General features: G+C 67.6%; 19 protein-coding genes and 1 riboswitch. Of the genes, 5 read left to right on the top strand and 14 right to left on the bottom strand.

The genetic code is table 11. From position 1 onward, the window contains the following. Positions 1-374: 374 nt before the first annotated feature. From J8I33_RS14930 to J8I33_RS14910, 5 genes are all read right to left on the bottom strand, one after another. Positions 375-1301, bottom strand: coding sequence for a DMT family transporter (locus tag J8I33_RS14930; protein WP_089488300.1), 927 nt, complete (start codon positions 1299-1301; stop codon positions 375-377). A 152-nt stretch (positions 1302-1453) separates the two neighbouring features. Then, complete coding sequence (locus J8I33_RS14925; RefSeq protein ID WP_006497666.1) at positions 1454-1708, bottom strand: hypothetical protein; 255 nt, start codon at positions 1706-1708, stop codon at positions 1454-1456. 219 nt (positions 1709-1927) lie between these two features. Then, complete coding sequence (locus J8I33_RS14920; RefSeq protein ID WP_011545020.1) at positions 1928-2140, bottom strand: glycine zipper 2TM domain-containing protein; 213 nt, start codon at positions 2138-2140, stop codon at positions 1928-1930. Positions 2141-2372: 232 nt separating this feature from the next. Beyond that, positions 2373-4304, bottom strand: a complete 1932-nt coding sequence (gene thiC, locus J8I33_RS14915; protein WP_050015108.1) for a phosphomethylpyrimidine synthase ThiC — start codon at positions 4302-4304, stop codon at positions 2373-2375. A gap of 124 nt (positions 4305-4428) precedes the next feature. Further along, positions 4429-4545: riboswitch (TPP riboswitch) on the bottom strand. 31 nt (positions 4546-4576) lie between these two features. Beyond that, entirely contained in the window at positions 4577-4750 is a 174-nt protein-coding gene (locus tag J8I33_RS14910; protein ID WP_209937436.1) for a hypothetical protein, read from the bottom strand. 65 nt (positions 4751-4815) lie between these two features. On the opposite strand from J8I33_RS14910, the gene J8I33_RS14905 reads away from it, so the two are divergent. From J8I33_RS14905 to J8I33_RS14895, 3 genes are all read left to right on the top strand, one after another. Further along, positions 4816-5091, top strand: a complete 276-nt coding sequence (locus J8I33_RS14905; RefSeq protein ID WP_027807507.1) for a pentapeptide MXKDX repeat protein — start codon at positions 4816-4818, stop codon at positions 5089-5091. Positions 5092-5167: 76 nt separating this feature from the next. Beyond that, complete coding sequence (locus J8I33_RS14900; protein ID WP_089488301.1) at positions 5168-5803, top strand: cytochrome b/b6 domain-containing protein; 636 nt, start codon at positions 5168-5170, stop codon at positions 5801-5803. A gap of 27 nt (positions 5804-5830) precedes the next feature. Next, entirely contained in the window at positions 5831-6619 is a 789-nt protein-coding gene (locus J8I33_RS14895; protein ID WP_209937428.1) for a molybdopterin-dependent oxidoreductase, read from the top strand. Between the two features lie 25 nt (positions 6620-6644). On the opposite strand, the gene J8I33_RS14890 is transcribed toward J8I33_RS14895, so the two are convergent. Together J8I33_RS14890 and J8I33_RS14885 are read right to left on the bottom strand one after the other, a co-directional pair. Further along, a complete protein-coding gene (locus J8I33_RS14890; protein ID WP_050015116.1) occupies positions 6645-6926 on the bottom strand; it encodes an XRE family transcriptional regulator in 282 nt (93 codons plus the stop codon). Then, positions 6923-7276: a type II toxin-antitoxin system RelE/ParE family toxin gene (locus tag J8I33_RS14885; RefSeq protein WP_050015118.1), complete on the bottom strand. Its 354-nt coding sequence runs from the start codon at positions 7274-7276 to the stop codon at positions 6923-6925. The genes J8I33_RS14890 and J8I33_RS14885 overlap by 4 nt, the downstream gene beginning before the upstream one ends. Before the next feature lie 506 nt (positions 7277-7782). On the opposite strand from J8I33_RS14885, the gene J8I33_RS14880 reads away from it, so the two are divergent. Further along, positions 7783-8961 (top strand): EamA family transporter, encoded by a 1179-nt coding sequence (locus J8I33_RS14880; RefSeq protein ID WP_209937421.1) that lies wholly within the window; start codon positions 7783-7785, stop codon positions 8959-8961. A 21-nt stretch (positions 8962-8982) separates the two neighbouring features. Here the strand turns inward: J8I33_RS14880 and J8I33_RS14875 are convergent, their stop codons facing one another. From J8I33_RS14875 to J8I33_RS14845, 7 genes are all read right to left on the bottom strand, one after another. Next, entirely contained in the window at positions 8983-10182 is a 1200-nt protein-coding gene (locus J8I33_RS14875) for an MFS transporter (RefSeq protein ID WP_124639064.1), read from the bottom strand. Positions 10183-10360: 178 nt separating this feature from the next. Beyond that, positions 10361-11185: a phosphodiesterase gene (locus J8I33_RS14870; RefSeq protein ID WP_209937414.1), complete on the bottom strand. Its 825-nt coding sequence runs from the start codon at positions 11183-11185 to the stop codon at positions 10361-10363. A gap of 83 nt (positions 11186-11268) precedes the next feature. Next, a complete protein-coding gene (locus J8I33_RS14865; protein ID WP_209937407.1) occupies positions 11269-12300 on the bottom strand; it encodes an ABC transporter ATP-binding protein in 1032 nt (343 codons plus the stop codon). Positions 12301-12313: 13 nt separating this feature from the next. Beyond that, complete coding sequence (locus tag J8I33_RS14860; protein ID WP_209937400.1) at positions 12314-13216, bottom strand: ABC transporter permease subunit; 903 nt, start codon at positions 13214-13216, stop codon at positions 12314-12316. A 10-nt stretch (positions 13217-13226) separates the two neighbouring features. Next, positions 13227-14051 carry an ABC transporter permease gene (locus tag J8I33_RS14855; RefSeq protein WP_050015128.1) on the bottom strand — a complete coding sequence of 275 codons (825 nt, stop codon included), beginning with the start codon at positions 14049-14051 and terminating at the stop codon, positions 13227-13229. A 17-nt stretch (positions 14052-14068) separates the two neighbouring features. Further along, positions 14069-15097 (bottom strand): ABC transporter substrate-binding protein, encoded by a 1029-nt coding sequence (locus J8I33_RS14850; RefSeq protein ID WP_124629988.1) that lies wholly within the window; start codon positions 15095-15097, stop codon positions 14069-14071. Between the two features lie 64 nt (positions 15098-15161). Then, positions 15162-16187, bottom strand: coding sequence for a substrate-binding domain-containing protein (locus J8I33_RS14845; RefSeq protein WP_089488304.1), 1026 nt, complete (start codon positions 16185-16187; stop codon positions 15162-15164). A gap of 902 nt (positions 16188-17089) precedes the next feature. Here J8I33_RS14845 and J8I33_RS14840 point away from each other — a divergent pair. Continuing rightward, positions 17090-17716, top strand: coding sequence for a flavin reductase family protein (locus tag J8I33_RS14840; RefSeq protein WP_209927375.1), 627 nt, complete (start codon positions 17090-17092; stop codon positions 17714-17716). Positions 17717-17954 lie beyond the last annotated feature (238 nt).

Genomic DNA, 17954 nt, shown 5'->3' with positions numbered 1-17954 from the left:
AGTGTAACGGGATTGCCGCGGCGCGCGTATCAGGGTAACTCCAGACGCAAACGGTACACCGCGATTCCGCCCGTGCGCAGCGGTGCGTCGACTGGCGCCGCGTGCATGCGTCCGGTGCATGACCGTCGCGAAACGAAGCGTGTGACGGCGGAGACGACAATCCCGGCAGCGCGGCGGCATGACCGTGCGTCGATGCCGCCCGATGCGCAGGCGGGTACGGGAAATTCCGGCGGCCAACCGCCGCCGTCAGACGAATGAAACGAATGCCCGCGCACCGCGGTGCGACCGGTGGCGCATCGGCCAACCCGCGTCGCGTCGCCACCGGCAGCGCCGCGCGACCGGCGGCGGTCCGTGCGCGCCCCGCGCGCCGATCGTCAGGTCGCCTCGCCGCCGCGCGGTCGGACGCCCGGAATCCGCTTGATCACGCCGGTGGCGAGCGCGGTGCCGACGAGCACGATCACGCAGCCTTCGATCATTACGGCCGACACGTGTTCGCCGAGGAACAGCGCGCCCCACAGCAGCCCGAACACGGGAATCACGAACGTGACGGTAATCGCGCGGGCGGGCCCCACATGCGCGATCAGGTAGAAGAAGATGAAATACGCGATGCCGGTGCACGCGACGCCGAGCGCGAGCACCGCGCCCCATGCGTGCACGCCGACCGGCGCGGCCGGCCACGTCGCGATCGCGAACGGCAGCAGCAGCACGGTCGAGCCGATCATGCTGCCGGCTGCGTTGACGAGCGGATCGACGCCGCTGAGCTTGCGTTTTGTATAGTTGGCCGCGATGCCGTACAGCAGCGTCGCGCCGAGTGCGGCCGCCGCGGCGAGCGCGGTCGCGCTGGCGCCCGTGTCGCCATGCGCGTTCGCGACCTGGTTCCACACGAGCGTGAGCACGCCGGCAAACCCGATCACGAGGCCGAGCGCGCGCGGCAGCGACAGCTTGTCCTTCAGCCACAGGTAAGCGACGAGCGCGCCCCACAGCGGTGTCGTCGCGTTGATCACCGACGTCAACCCGGCCGACAGCGTCAGTTCGGCGAACGCGAACAGGCAGAACGGGATGCCCGAATTCAGTGCGCCGACGACGAACAGCGGCCACGCATGACGGCGCAGCCGGGCGCCGAGATCGGCGGGTTTGAAGCGCGTCAGCGCGAAGCCCGCGAGAAACAGCGCGCCGATACCCACACGCAGCGCCATCAGCGGCGCGACGCCGAAATCGACGACGCCGACCCGGATGAACAGGAAGGATGCGCCCCACAGGGCGGCGAGCACGGTCAGCAGGAAAGCGTTCTTGGGCGACATCGATCGGCGAGGACGGGGACGGGATGCGAGGAATCTTACACCGCGCGACCGCACCGTCGTTTCATGATCGGATGAAACGACAAGAAACGGGAATTTCGCCGGTTTGCCGCCGGGCGGCAGCCGGCCGACCGCGTGCGGCGCGGCCGATCAGGTCAGTGATGACGCCAGCCGCCGCGTCCGCCGAAGCCGAAATTGAGCGACAGCGCCGGGCCCCAATAACCGCCCCATGCAGGCGCATACGCAGGCGCCGGATAGTAGTAGGCGGGGGCCGGATCGACATACACGGGCGCGGGCTGTACCGGCACCGGCGCCGCCGTGTAATAGCCGCCCGGATAATAGCCGTACGGGTAATAGCAGCCGGCAAGCGTCGTACAGGCAAGCGCCGCGGCGACGAAGGTCCTGTTCATGATGTGTCTCCGGCGGAGCCGGCTATCGGCAGATGCTTGTAGCTTAGGCCGAGTACCGATGACACGGCATGAAAAACGGTAACCGATCATTTCCGGGCGCAGCGGCCGCGCCGGTTCCGGCAGGACATACGAAAACGGCGCTTCCGCACTGCGGAAACGCCGTTGGACCGGCCGGCCTGCGGCTGGGCGAAGACGCCCAACCGGCCGATGTCGGACTCGTTACTTGCCGACCTGGTTACCGATGATGCCGCCGGCCGCCGCGCCGCCCAGCGTCGACAGCGCGTTGCCGCCGATCGCCGCGCCGGCGACGCCGCCGACACCCGCACCGATTGCCGTATCACGCTGGCGTCGCGACATCGAATCGCAGGCCGACAGGCTGGCCACCGTCGCGACGAGGAGCGCGCATACCCCAAAACGCCGAATCGAGTTCATGATCGTTGTCCTTGTGGTAGTGAACGGAAGGCGCACGACCGGCTGGCGGCCGCGCATGTCCCCAATCTACGCGCCGCCCCGCGCTGCTGCTGTAAGGACTTGTTAAGGCTCCCGCGGTTTCGTAATCAATTGTTTCGGGTCCGCCGGCAGGCACACGGCATGCGCAAAAAAGCCCGCTCGAAAGCGGGCTTCAGGCATCGCCAGAGGGGCCGGTGCGGCCCGCTGCGCGCGCTTACTGACGGTGATAGATCTCGGCGCCCGTCTTCACGAACTCGACCGCCTTGACCTCCATCCCTTTCTTCAGCGCCTCGGTTTCCGACACGCCCTGCTGCGCCGCGAATTCGCGCACGTCCTGCGTGATCTTCATCGAGCAGAAATGCGGGCCGCACATCGAGCAGAAGTGTGCGACCTTCGCCGAATCCTTCGGCAGCGTTTCGTCGTGGAATTCGCGCGCCTTGTCCGGATCGAGACCGATGTTGAACTGGTCTTCCCAGCGGAACTCGAAGCGCGCCTTCGACAGCGCGTTGTCGCGCACCTGCGCGCCCGGGTGACCCTTGGCGAGGTCGGCGGCGTGCGCGGCGAGCTTGTACGTGATGATCCCTTCCTTCACGTCGTCCTTGTTCGGCAGCCCGAGGTGTTCCTTCGGCGTCACGTAGCACAGCATCGCGGTGCCGAACCAGCCGATCATCGCGGCGCCGATGCCCGACGTGATGTGGTCGTAACCCGGCGCGATGTCGGTGGTCAGCGGCCCGAGCGTGTAGAACGGCGCTTCCTTGCACCAGTCGAGCTGGAGATCCATGTTCTCCTTGATCAACTGCATCGGCACGTGGCCGGGGCCTTCGATCATCACCTGCACGTCGTGCTTCCACGCGATCTGCGTGAGCTCGCCGAGCGTCTTCAGTTCGCCGAGCTGCGCTTCGTCGTTCGCGTCGTAGATCGAGCCGGGACGCAGGCCGTCGCCGAGCGAGAAGCTCACGTCGTACGCCTTCATGATCTCGCAGATCTCTTCGAAGTGTTCGTACAGGAAACTTTCCTTGTGATGCGCGAGGCACCACTTCGCCATGATCGAGCCGCCGCGCGACACGATGCCCGTCATCCGGTTCGCGGTGAGCGGCACGTACTGCAGGCGCACGCCCGCGTGGATCGTGAAGTAGTCGACGCCTTGCTCGGCCTGTTCGATCAGCGTGTCGCGGAAGATTTCCCAGGTCAGGTCCTCGGCCTTGCCGTTGACTTTTTCGAGCGCCTGGTAGATCGGCACCGTGCCGATCGGCACCGGGCTGTTGCGGATGATCCACTCGCGCGTTTCATGGATGTGCTTGCCGGTCGACAGGTCCATCACCGTGTCGCCGCCCCAGCGGATCGCCCACGTCATCTTGTCGACTTCCTCGCCGATTGACGACGTGACGGCCGAGTTGCCGATATTCGCGTTGATCTTCACGAGGAAGTTGCGGCCGATGATCATCGGCTCGGATTCCGGGTGGTTGATGTTGGCGGGGATGATCGCGCGGCCGCGTGCGATTTCGTCGCGCACGAATTCCGGCGTGATCTCGGCCAGCGCGTTCGCGCCGAAGGCCGCGGCGCCGAACGCCTGGCCCGGATGCTGGCGGCCCATCATCGCGGCGAGCTTCGCGCCGTTCGGGCCGCTCGACTTCAGGCTCTCGATGTATTCGGCGCGGCGCTGGTTCTCGCGGATCGCGATGTATTCCATTTCCGGCGTGATGATGCCCTGGCGCGCGTAGTGCATTTGCGTGACGTTCTTGCCGGGCTGCGCGCGGCGCGGGTTGCGGTGCAGGCCCGGGAAACGCAGGTCCGCCGTGGCCGGATCGGCCGCGCGCTCGAGGCCGTACTGGCTCGACAGGCCGGGGAGCACCTCGGTGTCGCCGCGTGCTTCGATCCAGCGCTGGCGCAGTGCGGGCAGGCCCGCGCGGATGTCGATCTTCGCGTCCGGATCGGTGTACGGGCCCGACGTGTCGTACACGTAGATCGGCGGATTCTTCTCGCCGCCGAAGCCGGTCGGCGTGTCGGCCTGCGTGATCTCGCGCATCGGCACGCGGATATCGGGCTGCGAGCCGGTGACATAAACCTTTCGCGAATTGGGCAGCGGCGCGACGGCAGCGGCGTCGACGTGCGCGTCGGCAGACAGAAACTTCGGATTGGCGTTCATGCAATCTCCTGTGCGGGCGCCGGGCAGGCGCGTCGGCGCTTGCCCGGAGCCCTTGACGAATGTGGGGCTCGAGCTAAGCAGGAGACGAGGCTTGGTGAGGCGGCGGATTTCGTCAGAAGGATGGCGGCGAAATCCGTACGCTTCCCTGCGCTGGCATTATCCAGATCAGGTTCAAAGGGTATTTCTCACCCGCAATGCCGGTTGTTTGACCGAACGCATTGCAGGACCCCCGCGTTAGCAAGGGCACACGATACACCGGCTTGGCGGTGGTTTCAACCGGGTCCGAAGCCGATGTCGGCGGGCAGCGGGCGGGGCGCGTCCGGCGAAACGGCAGGGTGCGCCGCAGCAATCGCGGCTGCCGAACGGCGTCCCGGCCGGCCCGGATAGCGCCAGGCGATGCAGCATTCGGCATCTTCATTTTCGGGGTCTAGAATTTTTTTCGACATCGCTGTCATTTCCAGCGGTGTGCTCCGTCTATTCGGCTCCTAAACCCATGTATCGGAGAGATGTCATGAAAAACGTATTCCTCGCCGCCTGTATCGCCGCACTTGCCACGATCGCAACGGGCGCCCATGCGCAGAACGACGCAATGTCGAAGGACGGCACGTCGATGTCGAAGGACGCGATGGGCCACGACGCGATGGCCAAGGACGACGCAATGGCCAAGGATGGCGCGATGAAGAAGGACGGCATGAAGAAGCATGCGATGAAGAAGGATGCGATGGGCCACGACGCGATGAAGAAGGGCGACGCGATGAAGAAGGACGCCATGAGCCCGTCGAACTGACGAATGCGTGCGGGGCGCGGGCGGCCGGTCATCGGCGCGCATCGCGTCCCGTCGCCTCATTCCGGGAGTCATCATCATGCAAACGGTTCCTGTCACCGATCGTGCGAGCGTGCCGCCGCCCGCGCCGACGACGATCCATCCGCGGTGGGTGCGCGCGAGCCACTGGCTCAACGCGCTCGCGGCGATCCTGATGGCGCTGTCCGGCTGGCGCATCTACGACGCGTCGCCGATCTATCCGTCGTTCACGTTCGCGCACGGCATCACGCTCGGCGGCTGGCTCGGCGGCGCGCTGCAATGGCATTTCGCGGCGATGTGGCTGCTGGTCGGCAACGGGCTGTTCTACCTCGCGATGTCGATCGCGACGGGGCGCTTCGCACGCAAGCTGCTGCCCGTGACGCCCGCGTCGGTGTGGCGCGACGTGCGCGCCGCGCTCGGCGGGCGGCTGTCGCACGACGACCTGAGCGTCTACAACGCGGTGCAGCGTGCCGCGTACCTGACCGCGATCGTCGATCTCGTCTTGTTGGTGCTGTCCGGGCTCACGATCTGGAAATCGGTGCAATTCCCGTTGCTGCGCGAGCTGTTCGGCGGCTACGACAACGCGCGCATCGTGCACTTCTGGGCGATGGCGCTGCTCGTCGCATTCGTCGTCGTTCACGTCGCGATGGCGTTGCTGGTGCCGCGCTCGCTGCTCGCGATGCTGCGCGGCCGCTGACCCGCTTCGCGGGCGAAGGAAATCATCATGTCGGAATCCGAAAAACCCCGCGGCGAGCCGCGCTGGGCGCTCGACCGGAAGTCGCTCGAGCTTGACGGGCGCCGCGAACTCGAGATGCCGTCGCGACGGCTCTTCAACCGGCGCGTGCTGACGCTCGGCGGCCTTGCGATGCTGACCGGCTGCACGCTGCAGGATGATGCATCGGTCAACACGTTTCTCGAAAAAGTGTCGCGCATGAACGATCGCGTGCAGGCGTGGCTGTTCAACCCGAACCAGCTCGCGCCGACCTACACCGAAGCCGACATCACGCGGCCGTTTCCGTTCAACGCGTACTACGGGATCGACGAAGTGCGGCACGTCGACGCGTCGACGTACCGGCTGGTGCTGTCGGGCCGCGTGACCGGCAAGCGGGTGTGGACGCTCGACGAGTTGTATGCGCTGCCGCACGCGGAACAGATCACGCGGCATATCTGCGTGGAAGGGTGGAGTGCGATCGGCCGCTGGGGCGGCACGCCGTTCGGCGCGTTTCTGGCGCGCGCCGGTGCCGATACGCACGCGAAATACGTCGGCTTCAAATGTGCGGACGACTACTACGAGAGCATCGACATGCCGACCGCGCTGCATCCGCAGACGTTGCTCGCATTCGAGTACGACGGCCATCGTCTGCCGCCGGAATACGGTTTCCCGATGAAGCTGCGGATGCCGACCAAGCTCGGCTACAAGAACCCGAAGCACATCATGGAAATCTTCGTGACCGATACGTTTCCGGGTGGCTACTGGGTCGATCAGGGCTACAACTGGTTCGGCGGATCGTGAGCGATGCGCGGGGCATGCGCGTGCGTCATGCGGATTCGCGCACCTGCAGATCGACGCGCAGGCCGACGGCCGCGGCCATGTTCACGAGCGCGTCGAGCCCGAACAGGTTGATCTTGCCGCGCATCAGGTCGGACACGCGCGGCTGCGTGACGCCCAGTTGCTTCGCGGCTTCGGCCTGACTCAGTTCGAGCCGCGCGATGCGCTGCTTGAGCGCGATCATCAGTTCGGAGCGCAGCTTCATGTTCGCGGCCTCCGCTGGCTCGCTTTCGATTGCGTCCCAGACGTTCGCGTAACGTTCATTGGTCATTGTTTCAACTCCATCATCAACGACCGGTACCGGCGGGCGGCGAGGTCGATATCGGTCTTGTTCGTGCGCGACGATTGCTTGCGGAAGCAGTGCAGCACGTAGACGGCTTCGGCGAACGTCGCGACGTAGACGATCCGGAAGGCGCCGCTCGCATCGCGCAGGCGAATTTCCCGCACGCCGATGCCGATGGTGCGCATCGGTTTCCAGTCGTCGGGCGCGAGGCCACGCTGCACCTGGTCGATCTGGTGGCCGGCTTCGCGCCGCGCGGGCAGCGGAAAGTCGCGGAGATCGGCCAGCGCGGTGCCGACGAAAACGACCGGCTTCGGCGGAAGGATATCTGAATTATACAAAATCTTGTATGGCGGTGTGAGTATCGGAAAGAGGCTGCTCACGGCAATGCGCGAGCATGCCGTCCGTCACGATAGACGCGCCGCGAAGCGCCGGCGCACTTGACTGGTCGTCCGGCCGATGCTGGATCAACGGCTGCGAATGGCGACGAGGCGGGTCGCCCACGCGCCGGTTATCCGCCCTCGCGTATCCGGCCCCGCATTTCACCCGTCCTTCGCGCGAAAAATGTCGCGCCGAAACATCAGTCGATATCTTTCAGACAGGTCTGACGATGCTTTCGAATCCTTGATGCCATAATGCCGAGCGTGTGCAGCCGCGCGGTTGCGCACGTTTTTTTGCCCCGTTTTTGCCCTTTTGCCGCCGCTTGCCGGTTCTCTTTCGTCGCCGTTCGCACTGCCATGTCGTCCCGCACGTTCGCTCTGCCTTCCCGGTCCCGCATGGACCGTTTGCCGGCATCGCCGGCGCCTTTCAGCGGAGCACGCGGCGTGACGTGCGAGCGGGTGACTCGATGACGCCGCTCGACCGCCTCCTCGATTTCCTCGCCCGTTTTTCGTTCCGGATCCGCCTGCCGCAAAGCCGCGGCGGCCGTGTGGCGCTCGCGCTCGTCTTCATCTATTTCGTCTGGGGCTCGACCTACAGCGGGCTGCATTTCGCGCTGCAGTCGTTCCCGCCGCTGCTGCTGTCGGGGTTGCGCAACCTGCTCGGCGGGATCGGCCTGTTCATCTTCGCGCTGCGGCGCAAGCCCGAATGGCCGACGCTGCTGGAAATCCGCAACTCGGCGATCGTCGGCACGATGCTCGTCGCGCTGTCGTCCGGCACGATCGCGCTCGGCATGCGCACGGTCAGCAGCGGGTCGGCCGCGGTGATGGTCGCCACTGTGCCGCTGTTCGCGACCGTGATCGCGGCGGTGGCCGGGCGGCCGGTGACGAAGGGCGAATGGGCGGCCGTCGCGCTCGGGATGGTCGGCATCGTCGTGCTGAATTCGGGCGGCGCGGCCGCCGCGAACTCGGCGCTCGGCACGATCTGCGTGCTGGCCGGCGCGCTGTTCTGGGCGGGCGGCGCGCATCTCGCGACGCGGCTCAAGCTGCCGTCGGACCTGTTCCTGTCGACGTCGCTGCAGATCGGCCTCGGCGGCCTGATGTCGACGATCGTCGCGTGGCTGCTCGGCGAACGCGTCGAACAACTGGCCGTCGGGCCGGTGTTCGCGTTCGTGTACCTGATGGTGTTCTGCACGATGGCCGCGTACGTTGCGTACGGCTACCTGATCCGCCACACGAGCCCGATCATCGCGAGCAGCTGCATGTACGTAAACCCGATCGTCGCGGTCGCGCTGGGCGCACTGCTGCTGGGCGAACCGGTGACGATGGCGACCGTCGTCGCGACCGTCGCGATCCTCGGCAGCGTCGGATTGTCGTTCGTGTTCGACCCGGCGCGCCGGCCCGCGGCGGCCGCTGCTGCCGGTTCGCCGGCCATGGCGGCCGAGCAGGCGGTGACGGCGGACGGTTCGCCTGTCGCCGAGCCGGTCGCCACGCAGGAGGCGGCGCCGATCCTCGCGCCTTCCGCCGTCCCGCTCGCGGTGCCAACGCCCGCGGCAGTGATGGATCCCGCCGCGGTGATCGACCCGGCCCCGGCGTTCGCGCCGCCGCCCGTCGCCGCGGAGCCGGCCGCGTCGCGCACCGACGCGTGACGCCGCGGTGGCCGGTCGTGCTCAGCCGCGCCTGCCGCCGCGATGGTGGGACCAGCCGGCGAGCGCGGTAAACAGCAGGCCGGCCGCGCACATGCCGGTCCAGCCGAACGCGCGCCATGCGGCGACGCCGGCCGACGAGCCGAGCGCGCCGCCGATGAAATAGCACACCATGTACACCGTGTTCACGCGGCTGCGTGCGTCGGGCTTCAGCGCATAGATGCGCGACTGGTTCGAGATCTGCGCGGCCTGTACGCCCACGTCGAGCACGATCACGCCGATCACGAGACCGACGAGGCTCGAACCCGACAGCGCGAAGATCACGAACGATAGCGCGAGCAGCGCGATCGCGAGCGAGATGATCGCGCGCGGGCCGCGGGTGTCCGCAAAGCGGCCTGCATACGGCGCGGCGAGCGCGCCCGCGGCCCCGACGATCCCGAACAGGCCGGCGGCCTGCGGGCCGAGATGGAACGGCGCGCCGGCGAGCAGCAGCGTGAGCACCGGCCAGAATGCGCTGAACGCCGCGAACAGCGCGGCGCCCGTGAGCGACGCCTCGCGCAGCCCGCGCAACTCGACGGCCAGATGCCACATCGAGCCGAGCAGCTTGCCGTATGACAGCGTCGACGTCGGCGAGCTGCGCGGCAGCCGCAGCACGATCACGCCGGCGAGCGCGACGAGCGCCGCGACCGACGCGGCGAACACCGCGCGCCAGCCGAAATACTCGGCGACGAAGCCGGCGGCGGTACGCGCGAGCAGGATGCCGAGCAGCAGGCCGCTCATCACGGTGCCGACCGCGTGGCCGCGTTCGGCCGGCGGCGCGATTTCGGCGGCGAACGGCACGGCCTGCTGCGCGATGGTCGCGAGGATGCCGATCGCGAGGCTCGCGAGTGCGAGTACGACGAGCGACGGCGCGGCGGCCGCCGCGATCAGCGCGATCGACAGCGCGGCGATCTGCAGCAGGATCAGCCCGCGGCGATCGAAGCGGTCGCCGAGCGGCGCGAGCAGGAACATGCCGGCCGCATAGCCGAGCTGCGTCGCGGTCGGCACCACGCCGATCCATGACGCGCTGTCGGGGAAGGACGAGCGGAAGCTGTCGAGCAGCGGCTGGTTGTAGTAGATGTTCGCGACCGATACGCCCGCGATCGTCGCAAGCAGCAACAGCAGGCCGCGCGAGTAGTGGGGCGAGGGGGTGTCGGTCGGACGGTCGGTCGAGGCAGTGGACATGGCGGCGGCGACGGAGTGGGGCGGCGCGGCAGCGGCGCACGCGTCGGGTGCGCAGTCAGGCCGGGCGCCGGTCGAGGCTGCCGATCATACCGGAGCGACGCGAATCCTGCCGGCCGCATAACCGGTATAACGGGCACAACCGGCCGGCCGCCCCCGTCACGGCACGCGCTTCACGTCGTCAGTCGACCAGCTCGCCCGTCGGCTCGTAGAACGGATACGGTCCGGCGCCTTCGTCCACATAGACGTGATGCGACGTCATCCCCGTATCGGGCGCATGACGATGGACCGCGAACGCCGGCGGTTCGAGCCGGAATGCGGACGGCCCATCAACCCGCAAGTCGAAGGCGACCTGATGCGCGGGCGACGGCACCGCGCACGCGAGCGTGCCGCCGAAGCGCGTGAACATCGTGCGGTGCACGTGACCGCACAGCACGCGCTCGACGTTCGGATGGCCGCGCAGCAGAGCACCGAGTTTCGCGGCGGCGGCGGGCGCGAGACGCAGCTTGTCCATGTGCCCGATGCCGGACACAAACGGCGGGTGATGCAGCGCGACGATCACCGGCCGGTCGCGCGCGGCGTCGAGCTGCGCGGCGAGCCACGCGAGCCGGGCGTCGCACAGGTCGCCGTGGCTCGCGCCCGGCACCTGCGAATCGAGCGCGAGCACGCGCACCGCGCCGACGTCGAGCGCGTACTGCACGAATTCGCCGTCCTGCAACTCGGCGCGATCGGCGAATGCGCGGCGCAAACCGGCGCGGTCGTCGTGATTGCCGATCATCAGGTAATACGGAATCTCGAGCGCGTCGAGCAGCTCGCGCAGGTTGCCGTACTCTTCGTCGTGGCCGAAGTCGGTCAGGTCGCCGGTGACGAGCACGGCGTCGGGGCGCGGCACGAGGGCGTTCAGTTTCTCGATACAGCGCGCGAGCGCGGCCGCCGTGTCGACGCGCCGGTACGCGAGCTGGCCCGGCCGCTTGATGTGGAGATCGCTGATTTGAGCAAGCAGCATCGTCGTTCCTCGGAATCGTCTGGTTGTTGTCGCGGCGGCGGGCGCCGCGTGGGGTGCTGCCTGGATGATGCCCGATCGACGGCTTACGCGCCGAGCGCGATCAAGCCTTCCGGCGCGATCGTGAGGCCGACCGCCGTGCCGCGCGCAAGCGCGACGCGGCCCGGCACGTCGATCACGAGCGCGTCGGGCGCCGCATGCTCGATCGTGAGCCGCGTGCGTTCGCCGAGGAACGCGCACGCACCGACCGCACCGCGCAGCGATGCATGCGCAGGATCGGCGAGCTGCGCATCCTCGGGGCGGAAGAACCATTCGTCGGCCGCATGCGGCGTGGCGATCGCGCCGCCCGTCGTTTCGAGCGCGCCGTCGCGCCACTGGCCCGCGAGCCGGTTCAGCGTGCCGATGAACTGCGCGACCGTGCGGTTCGCGGGCTGGTAGTAGATCTCGCGCGGCGTGCCGATCTGCTCGATGTGGCCCGCGCCCATCACGACGATCCGGTCGCCGAGCTCCATCGCTTCGGCCTGGTCGTGCGTCACGTAGACGGTCGTCACGCCGAGCTCGCGCAGCAGCGCGTTCATGTCGCGACGCAGCACGTCGCGCAGCTTCGCGTCGAGCGCGGTCAGCGGTTCGTCGAGCAGCAGCACGCGCGGGCGCACCGCGAGCGCACGCGCCAGCGCGACGCGCTGCCGCTGGCCGCCCGACAGTTGATCGACCGGCTTGTCCGCATGCGCATCGAGCCGCATCATCGCGAGCAGTTCGTCGACGCGCTCGCGCAGCGTACGCGGTTCGGTCTTGCGGATCTTCAGCCCGTAGCCGACGTTGCCGCGCACCGTCAGGTTCGGAAACAGCGCGTAGTTCTGGAACACCATGCCGACTTGCCGGCGTTCGATCGGCAGTGCGGTGACGTCGTCGTCGCCGAACGCGATCGTGCCGCCGGCGTCCGGCGTGTCGAGTCCCGCGATCAGGCGCAGCGTGGTCGTCTTGCCGCAGCCGGACGGCCCGAGCAGCACGAGCGTTTCGCCGGCGCCGATCGACAGGTCGAGCGGTTCGAGCACGCGTGTGCCGCGGAACGTCTTCGCGCAGCCGGTCAGGGTAATGGGAGTGGAATCGAGTTTCATTTCTGCGAAAATTTCAGCGCGGGCGCTTCTTCAGCGCGCGCGTACCGGACGGATCGACGCCGAGCCACTGCATCGCGACGAGCAGCGGCAGCGTCATCAGCAGGAACAGGATCGTGTACGCGCTGCCGACTTCGAGGCGCAGCGATGCATAGGTATCGGCGAGCCCGACCGGCAGCGTCTTGGTGTCGGGCGTATGCAGCATCCACGTGAGGTTGAACTCGCCGATCGACAGCGTGAGCACCGCGAGCGCACCGGCGACGATGCCCGGCCGCAGGTTCGGCAGCACGATCGTGACGAAGCGCGTGACGAACGATGCGCCGAGGCTCGCCGCGCCTTCCTCGAGCGTGCGCAGGTCGGCGCCGGCCGCGACGGCCGCGACCGCGCGCACCATGAACGGCAGCGTGAACACGACGTGGCCGACGACGATGAACCACAGGCTCATCCGGAACGCGGTGAAGCCGCCGTACACGACCAGCAGCGCGAGCGCCGAAGCCAGCCCCGGCAGCGCGACCGGCAGCACGAGCGCTTCCTCGATCGCACGCGCGATGCGGCGCTTGCTGCGCGCGAGCGCATAGCCGGCCGGCACGCCGACCGCGAGCACGATCGCGAGCGTCGCGAACGCGACGTAGAGCGACAGCGCGACCGAGCCGTGATACTGCTGCCACACCTGCTCTAGCCAGCGCAGCGTGAGGCCGCTCGACAGGCCGCGGAAATAGTTGACGGTCAGCCCCGCGAGTACCGACATCACGACGGGCACGATCAGGAACGCGCACAGCAGCAGCGTGACGCCCCATTGCAGCGCGGCGATCGCACGTGCGCCGGCGACGCGCGGCGCATGCCGGGCGGCGCGTGTCGCGTGCAGCGGCGCTGGAGCGGGTGCCGGCGACGGTGCGGAAGAGCCGGAAAGCGATTGCATGCGTAAATCCTCAGGCCGCGGCGGCGGCGGTGTGACCGGTGAAGCGGCGCGCGAGCGCGAGCACGGCCCAGGTGACGATGCCGAGCACGATCGACAGGCCGGCCGCCGTCGCGATGTTCGCGTTCAGCGTGAACTCGGTATAGATCGTCATCGGCAGCACGTTCAGGTCGGTGGCGAGCGTGAACGCGGTGCCGAACGCGCCCATCGCGGTCGCGAAGCAGATCGCGCCGGCCGCGACCAGGCCCGGCGCGAGCGCGGGCAGCACGATGTCGACGAAGATGCGCCACGGCGACGCGCCGAGCGAACGCGCGGCTTCCTCGAGCGATGCGTCGAGCTTCGACGCGGCCGCGATCACGGTGACGATCACGCGCGGAATCGAGAAATACAGGTAGCCGATGAACAGGCCGGCCACCGAATACGCGAACACGAACTTGTCGCCGGTGAGTTTCGCCGACAGCATGCCGATCAGCCCCTGGCGCCCGGCGAGCATGATCACCATGAAGCCGACGACGACGCCCGGGAACGCGAGCGGAAACGTGAGCAGCGCGAGCAGCACGCGCTTGCCGGCGAATTCGCGGCGCGCGAGCAGCAGGCCGGAGATCGTCGACAGCGCGAGCGTCGCGAGCGTGACGCCCGCGGACAGCGCCACCGTCTCGCCGAGGCTCTTCATGTAGCGCGCATTGCCGAGCAGTGCCGCGTAGTGCGAGAAGAAGGCGCCGTCGGCGGACACCTGCACGAGCGACGCCATCGGCAGCAACCAGAACGCGGCGAATACCGCCAGCGCCGGCGCGACGAGCGCGATGCGCCAGCGCAGCGGAAAAGTCAGGTCGAGCATCGGTTGCGTCCCGCGGCTTACTGCATGATCTGCAGGTACTGCTGGCCGAACGCCTGCTGGCCGGCCGCCATCTTGCCGAAATCGACCGGTTTCGCCCGCGCGTATTCGCTCGCCGGCAGGAACTTCGCGGCGATGTCGGCGCCGAGCGTCTGCGCACGCACCGGGCGCAGGTAGGCATTGGCCCACAGCTTCTGGCCTTCGTCCGACAGCACGAAGTCGAGCACCTTCTTGCCGTTCGCGTCGTGCGGCGCGCCCTTCACGAGGCTCATCACGTACGGCACCGCGATCGTGCCTTCCTTCGGAATCACGAACTCGACGTTCGCGTTGTCCTTGTATTTCGCGCGATACGCGTCGAAGTCGTAGTCGAGCAGGATCGGAATCTCGCCGGACAGCACGCGTGCATAGGCCGTTTGCTTCGGCACGATCGGCGCGTTGGCCTTGAGCTTGCGGAACCAGTCGAGGCCCGGCTTGAAGTTGTCGAGGCTGCCGCCGAGCGCCTGGTTGACGGCGACCGCGCCCGCATAGCCGACGAACGCGCTCGACGGATCGAGATAGCCGACCATGCCCTTGTATTCGGGCTTCAGCAGGTCGGCCCACGAACGCGGCACCGGCTTGCCGTCGAGCGCGTCCTTGTTCACGAAGAAGCCGAGCGTGCCCGAGTGGATCGCGAACCAGTAGCCTTGCGGGTCCTTCAGGTTCGCGGGGATGTCGTTCCAGTGCGCGGGTTTGTACGGCGCGATCACGCCCTTGTCCTTCGCCTGGAATGCCGACGACACGCCGAGGTAGACGACGTCGGCCACCGGGCTCTTCTGCTCGGCGATCAGCTGCGCGATCGCCTGGCCCGAGTTCTTGTTGTCGGACGGCACGCGGATGCCGGTCTTCTGCTTGATCGCGGCGATCTGCGCGGCCCAGTCGGCCCATTCGGGCGGGCAGTTGTAGCAGATCGCGGTTTCGTCGGCGTGGGCAGCGGGGGCGCCGGCGACGAGCGCGGCAAGGGCGAGCGGCGCGGCAAGCGTGCGCAGCAGCGAGGTCAGGCGAAAGGACACGGTGAATCTCCGGGCGAGTGGTGTGGTACGGGGTGATCGGTTGCGTCGCGCGTGCGTGTTGCGATCAGGCGTTGCGCAGTTGCAGGTCGGTGGCGGGCGGAGCAATCGTCGCGCCGTCGCGCACCGCATGCGGCAGGATCGTCGACGTGCGGTCGATCGGCGCGCCGCCGATGCATTCGACGAGACGCTGCCACGCGTGGCGGCCGATGTCGCGGTTCGGCGTCGCGACGCTCGCGAGCGGCGGCGCAAGCAGCTCGCCGATCGCGATCCCGTCGAAGCCGAGCACCGACAGGTCGTCGGGAATCGAGAAACCCGCGCGGCGCAGGCCGCGCATCACGACCATCGCGAGCAGGTCGTTGCCGCAGAACAGCGCGGTCGGTCGCGTGGCGTGCGCGGTGAGATGCGCGAGCACCGCATCGGGCAGCTCGGGCGCGTTGAAGTCGACTTCGACGGGCGGCAGCGGCGCCACGCCGACTTCCTCGAGCGCCTGCGCATAACCGAGATGACGCTGGCGCGCGCGATCCGACGCGGCGAGCGAACCGGCCAGCATCAGCACGCGGCGATGGCCGTGCGCGGTCAGCCGTTGCACGCCGTCATACGCGGCGCGGCGGTTGTCGACCGACACCGATGGACGGCGCTGCGTGTCGTTGTGCATCAGCACGTAATGCGGGCCGTCGCGGTCGAGCATGTCGAGCAGCGGGTGCGTGTCCGCATCGGCGACGGTGAGGATCAGCCCTTCGACGCGCTGCTCGCGCAGCGTCTCGATCGCATGACGCTCGCGCGCCGCGTCGTATTCGGTCGTCATCAGGATCAGCTTGAAACCGGCCGCGGTCGCGAGTTCGTCGATGCCTTGCAGGCAGTCGGCGAACACCGGATTCGACAGCGTCGGCACGACGACGCCGACGAGCCGCGTGCGCTCGCCGCGCAATTGCCGGCCGAGCGGGCTCGGGCGGAACTGCAGCGTGTCGATGGCGGTGCGGATCGTCTGCAGCGTGGCGGGGCTGACGGTATGCGGCGCGTTGATCGCACGCGAAACGGTGGCGATCGAGAAGCCCGCGAGGGCGGCGACGTCCTTGATGGTCGAGGTCATGAAGTCATGCGATGTAAACGTTTTCGGCCGGGGAATTATCGAAAACGTTTGTGACTTCGCGATGACGCACGCGACGCTTGTTTCGCGAGAAGCACGATACAAACGTCAGACCGTTGGGGCCGTGGGACGACGCGCGGTCGATTGTATCGGGGCAGGTCGCGGGGCGGGACGAAATCGGCGGGCCGTGTGGTGTCGGTGTCGTATCGGCGTCGAACGCTGAGGAAGAAGCGATGCGATGACGGCCGGTGTCGCGATGCGGCACGGCGGAATAAGGGAACGCATGCGCCAAGCAATGGTAGAATCGCGTCCGCCCTCTTGCCGGGGTGATGAAATTGGTAAACATAGCGGACTTAAACGATTGAGTGCCCGGCCGGAAACGGTCGGTGCAGAACCCTTCAAATTCGGCGAAACCCCTGATGTGCGCATCGAGGCAACGCCGAGCCAAGCCTCGCGGCATCCGCGAGGAAGGTGTAGAGACTAGACGGGGGGCGCCTAAGGCGCACGGGCAGCGGTCACGCCCGCGCGCGACGGTGAAGGCATAGTCCAGCGCACGAACGGCTCGCGTACGCGCCGCCGGCTTTGAAAGAAGCAGTGTGACGAAAATCCGCCGCCTTAACTGGCTTGCCGGTTCGAGTCCGGTCCCCGGCACCATCGATTGCGTCGACGCGATTCGATTCGACGAAGGCGTAAAAAACCCGCGAGAAATGCAGCGCTCGCGGGTTTTTTATTTGGCGCACGCACATGCAGCGGCGCGTCCGCGCCGCCCACGATGCGCTTGACTGCGCCGAAAACCGCGCCATGTGATACTGGCACGCACGTCGCACCGGACGCTTGCGTCGCCACCGGCCAACGCGTCCCGCCGACAGCCTTCCTCTCGTTTACCTCTCGCAATCCCATCCGTCATGACCGAATCGACCCATCACTATTACGAGCCGTCGCAAGGCCACGGCCTGCCGCACGACCCGTTGAACGCGATCATCGGCCCACGCCCGATCGGCTGGATTTCATCCCGCGGCAGCGACGGCACGCTGAACCTCGCGCCGTACAGCTTCTCCAACGCGTTCAACTATCGGCCGCCGATCATCGGCTTTTCGAGCACCGCCGCGAAGGACAGCGTGCGCAACGTGCAGGAGACCGGCGAGTTCGTGTGGAACCTCGCGACGCGCGATCTGGCCGAGCGGATGAACCAGACCTGCGCCGCCGTGCCGTACGACGTGAACGAGTTCGAACTCGGCGGCTTGACCGCGGTGCCGTCGCGCCTCGTCGACGTGCCGCGCGTCGCGGAAAGCGGCGTGAACTTCGAATGCAAGGTGACCGACGTGATCCGGCTGCGCGATCACCACGGCGTCGAGACGCCGGCCACGCTCGTGCTGGGTGAGGTCGTCGCGGTCCATATCCGCCATGACCTGCTGAAGGACGGCATCTTCGACACGTTCGGCGCGGGCATCATTCTTCGTGCGGGCGGACCGTCGGCCTATGTACACGTGACGCCCGACAGTCGCTTCGATCTGTTCCGTCCCGACGCGTGATCGATCGCACGCCGCAGTAAGCCGGCAACCGGGCGCACGAGCGCCCGCATCCGACGAAAGACCTCGCGACGATCCAGGATTTCGCGGGGTCTTTTGCTTCGTACCCTCACATGATCGGGACGACACCGGTCCGTCCGTCCCTCGATGCCCGCTCGTCGTCGCCGCCAGCCCAGCGACGATGCGCTGCAGCAAACCCATCCTTCGCCGATCGCCACCATGGCAAATCTGCTCACGACGA

The organism is Burkholderia sp. AcTa6-5, assembly GCF_017815075.1.
Lineage (GTDB): Bacteria > Pseudomonadota > Gammaproteobacteria > Burkholderiales > Burkholderiaceae > Burkholderia > Burkholderia sola.
Note: the sequence above shows the minus strand (reverse complement) of the source record. Positions and strands in the feature narration are given on the sequence as shown.